Here is a 4,412-nt window from a genome sequence, read left to right as displayed (position 1 = left end):
CACGCCACGAACGGTGGCCGCGGCCGGCCAGTCTGTCGGCGTCTGCGCCGAAACACTACCGCCGCACCGCGGTCGCCGCGCGCCCCGCACCTGGTGTGCCGGTGCGTCACGACACGGTCACCGTGCGGCGCCGCCACCGTCCGACTCGGTCACCGCGCCCTCCGCTCCGGACTCCGCGCCCCTCCCGGCCCACCCGGGTCGCCTCCGGCGGGCGGGGTCACCGCGCGAACCAGCGCTGCGGTTCCGGGGCGGTGTTCTCGTAGATGTGCTTGGCCTCCTGATACTCGCTGAGTCCGGCGTGCCCCAGCTCCCTTCCCACGCCGGAGCGTTTGTATCCGCCCCACTCCGCCTGCGGCAAATACGGGCCGAAGTCGTTGATCCACACGGTGCCGTGCCGCAGGCCGCGCGCGACACGCTCGGCACGGTCCGCGTCCGAGGTCCACACCGCGGCGGCCAGCCCGTAGGTGGTGTCGTTACCGAGCGCGATGGCCGACTCGGTGTCGGTGAACCGCTCCACGGTCAGGATCGGCCCGAAGGTCTCCTCCTGCACCACCCGCATGTCGCTGCTGCACTCGTCGAACACGGTGGGCAGGAAGAAGAACCCGTCGCGCAGGGCCTCGTCGTCCGGTCTGCGTCCCCCGGTCAGCAGCCGGGCGCCCTCGTTGAGACCGACCTCCACATAGGACTCGACCTTGTCCCGGTGCTCGGCGGAGACCAACGGGCCGCTCTCGGTGTCCGGGTCGAGCCCGTTGCCGAGCCGGATGCGTTCGGCACGTGCCACGAGCTCGGTCACGAACCGGTCGTGCAGTTCGTCGGCCACCACCAGCCGGGTGCCCGCCGAGCACACCTGCCCGGCGTGGAAGAAGACCGCGAGCAGCGCGTAGTCGATGGCCGCCTCGAAGTCGGCGTCGGCGAAGACGATGTTCGGGTTCTTGCCGCCGAGCTCCAGCGCCACCTTCTTCACGGTCGCCGACGCCGCGCTCATGATCGCGCGCCCGGTCTCAAGCCCTCCCGTGAACGAGACCATGTCGACCTCGGGTGAGTCGACCAGGAACGAACCCACGGTGCCACCAGGGCCGAGCACGAGGTTCACCACGCCCGGCGGAACACCGGCCTCCTCGACCAGCTCGACCAGCTTGACCGTGGTCAAAGGCGTTGTCTCACTCGGTTTGAGCACCATCGTGTTCCCGGCGGCCAGCGCGGGAGCGACCTTCCACGACATCTGGAGCAGCGGGTAGTTCCACGGCGCGATCAGCGCGCACACCCCGACCGGCTCGTAGAGCACACGGCTGCGCACCGACGGATCACCCGCGTCCACGAGTCTGCCGGGGTCGGACTCGGCCTGGGTGGCGTAGTACCGGAACACACCGGTGACGTCGTCGACGTCGATCCCACCCTCGACCAAGGTCTTGCCGGTGTCGAGGGTTTCCAGCCGCGCGATCTCGGCCCGGTCGCGCTGCAGCAGCTCAGCCACCCGGTGCAGCACGCCGGAGCGGCGCCGGGCCGTCCACCCGGACCAGTGGCCACCGTCGAAGGCCGCCCGCGCCGAGGCCACGGCCGCGCGCGCGTCGAGCGCGTCGCCGTCGTCGACGGTGCGCACGACCGACTGGTCGTAGGGATTGATCACCTCGCGGGTTCCTCCCGCCGACGCGGCGACCCACCGTCCGTCGATGAACAGAGTGGACATATGCGGTGATCCCTCCCGCCGATCGGCGTGGTCAGCGCGTTCGGAGCAACCTCGCTACCGTCTAAGGGAACGATAGAGGCAGACGCCGCACCGCACAGCGCGAGCGACGCGCCCGTGCCCCGGCCGGGGACGCCGACCCGGGGCGCGCCCCTGACCGGAACGAGGTGAGCGCCGTGGCGACCACCGGCCCCGAGCGCGGCAGGCCCGAACAGGCCGACACCCTGGAGCCGCCCACCCGCACGCTTAAACGCGCGGTGTTCTTCGGGTCCGCCACGCTCATCGTGGCGCTCTCACTGTGGGCCATCATCACGCCCGACGGCGCGTCGAACGCGATCGGCACGGCGGTGTCGTGGATCTCCTCCGGATTCGGCTGGTACTACTTCCTCGCCGCCACCCTGTACCTGGTTTTCGTGCTCTTCGTGGCCCTGTCCCGCTACGGCAAGGTCAAACTCGGGCCACAGCATTCGACGCCCGACTACGGTGTGTTCGCCTGGGCCTCCATGCTGTTCGCCGCGGGCATCGGCATCGACCTGATGTTCTTCTCCGTCGCCGGGCCGGTGACCCACTACCTCACGCCCCCGGCCGGGGACCCGGAGACGCTGGAGGCGGCCCGCCAGGCCGTGGTGTGGACGCTGTTCCACTACGGCATCACCGGCTGGGCGATGTACGCGCTGATGGGCATGGTGCTCGGCTACTTCGCCTTCCGGTACCGGCTGCCGCTGGCGATCCGCTCGGCGCTGTACCCGCTGATCGGCAGGCGTATCCACGGGCGCGGCGGTGACGCGGTGGACCTGGCCGCGATCATCGGCACGATCTTCGGCATCTCGGTCTCACTCGGCATCGGCGTGGTGCAACTGAACTACGGGCTGCGGTTCCTGTTCGACATCCCCGAGGGGGTGGCCGCCCAGCTCGGTCTCATCGCACTCGCCGTGCTCATGGCGACGGTGTCGGCGGTGGCCGGCGTCGACCGGGGAATCCGCAGGCTCTCCCAGCTCAACGTGCTGCTGGCGATCCTGCTGATGGGCTGGGTGCTGGTGCTCGAAGGCCCCGCCCAGTTGCTCAACGCCCTGATCCTCAACATCGGCGACTACATCAGCCGGTTCCCGGCGATGACGCTCAACACCTTCGCCTACGACCAGCCGGTCGGCTGGCTCAACGACTGGACACTGTTCTTCTGGGCGTGGTGGATCGCCTGGGCGCCGTTCGTGGGCCTGTTCCTGGCGCGGATCTCCCGGGGCCGCACCATCCGCGAGTTCGTGGCCGCCACCCTGGTGATCCCGTTCCTGTTCACGCTGACGTTCCTGTCGGTGCTCGGCAACAGCGCGCTCAACATCGTCCGCGCGGGCAACACCGCGTTCGGCGAGACCGCCATGAACACCCCCGAACAGGGCTTCTACGGACTGCTGGCCCAGTATCCCGGAGTCACCTTCAGCGCGGGGCTGGCGACCTTCGTCGGCCTGCTGTTGTACGTCACCTCCGCCGACTCGGGCGCCCTGGTGATGGCCAACCTCAGCTCCCGGCTGCCCACGCCGATCACCGACGCCAAGCCGTGGCTGCGGATCTTCTGGGCGCTGGCCACCGGTTTGCTCACCATGGCCATGCTGCTCGTGGGCGGGGTCGACGCGCTCACCAGCGCGACGATCATCATGGGACTGCCGTTCTCGTTCGTCATGTTCGCGATCATCTGGGGCCTGTACCGGGCGTTGCGCATCGAACGCTTCCGCGACGACGCCCTGCGCACGACCCTGCCGTCGTCGCTATCCGAACGCACCGGAGCGCTGACACGGGGCCACGCGCCCGGCTCGTGGCGACATCGGGTGACGCGGATGCTGAGCTACCCGGGCAGGCGGGCGGCGCGGCGGTTCGTCGACGACGTGTGCCGCCCCGCGCTGACCGAGGTCGCCGAGGAGCTGCGCGAGCAGGGACTGGACGCCACGGTGACCGAGGAACCCGACGACCGGGTTGACATCCCGCACCTGTCGCTACGCGTGCCGATGGGTCCCGAGCAGGGCTTCGCCTACCGGCTGCGGCCCCGCGAGAACCAGACCCCCGCCTTCGCCATCCGCTCGGTCGCCGAGCACGACACCTATCTGCGCATGGAGGTGTTCCTTCCCGAGGGCGGCCAGGGCTACGACGTGCTCGGCTACACCCGCGACCAGCTCATCGGCGACATCCTGGACCAGTACGAGCGGCACCTGGAGTTCCTGCGCCTGCACCGCGAGGTCGAACCCGGCCAGGTACTGCCCGACCACGCCTCCCGGCACACCGACGCACCGCCGGAGGAACACGACTGACCCGCCGCGGCGGGCGCCGTCAGCGCACGGCGAGCGCGATGAGCAGCGCGAGGCGCTGCCCCGCGTCGTCGAGGTCGAGCCTGGTCAGCTCGCACATCCGCCGCATCCGGTAGCGCACTGTGTTCGGATGCACCTCCAGTGCCCGCGCGGCCGCCCGCGGGTCGCCCTGTGCCTCCAGCCACGCGCGCAGGGTCGGCACGTACGGGGTGCGGTGCCGCTCGTCATGCCGGGCGAGGTCGGCGATCGGGCCCCGGGTCGGGGTGCGCCCCGCCCGTGCGGCCGTGCGCAGCCGGTGCAGCAGGATCTCGCCCCACGACTCCTCGCAGGTGCGCGTGCTGGCCACGGACCTGGTTGTGGAGGGCCACGACTCACCGGTGGTCGGCACGCCGGTGCGGGTGAGCGCCCGGGTGGACCTCGCAGGCCTCTCGGAG

The 4,412-nt window shown here is 70.5% G+C and carries 2 protein-coding genes and 1 pseudogene; 1 reads left to right on the top strand and 2 read right to left on the bottom strand.

Going from position 1 to position 4,412, the window contains the following annotated elements; genetic code table 11:
• Positions 1 to 217: 217 nt before the first annotated feature.
• The gene (locus SACSA_RS0110535) at positions 218 to 1,687 is read right to left on the bottom strand and encodes an aldehyde dehydrogenase family protein (protein ID WP_019815710.1); all 1,470 of its coding nucleotides are present in this window, start codon (positions 1,685 to 1,687) and stop codon (positions 218 to 220) included.
• Positions 1,688 to 1,860: 173 nt separating this feature from the next.
• Between SACSA_RS0110535 and betT the strand changes: the two genes are divergently transcribed.
• On the top strand, positions 1,861 to 3,981 hold the full coding sequence (betT, locus tag SACSA_RS0110530; protein ID WP_019815708.1) for a choline BCCT transporter BetT: 2,121 nt from the start codon (positions 1,861 to 1,863) through the stop codon (positions 3,979 to 3,981).
• Between the two features lie 19 nt (positions 3,982 to 4,000).
• Here the strand turns inward: betT and SACSA_RS0110525 are convergent.
• A pseudogene (locus SACSA_RS0110525) lies at positions 4,001 to 4,303 on the bottom strand (PucR family transcriptional regulator); the annotation flags it as partial.
• Positions 4,304 to 4,412 lie beyond the last annotated feature (109 nt).

Origin of the sequence: Saccharomonospora saliphila YIM 90502, from assembly GCF_000383795.1 — a bacterium.
Classification (GTDB): Bacteria; Actinomycetota; Actinomycetes; order Mycobacteriales; family Pseudonocardiaceae; genus Saccharomonospora; species Saccharomonospora saliphila.
This window is presented reverse-complemented; position numbering and strand designations above follow the sequence as displayed.

Bases quoted from the DNA above. Each gene is read 5' to 3' on its own strand.
- SACSA_RS0110535 (WP_019815710.1), bottom strand. From the start codon at position 1,687: ATGTCCACTCTGTTCATCGACGGACGGTGGGTCGCCGCGTCGGCGGGA.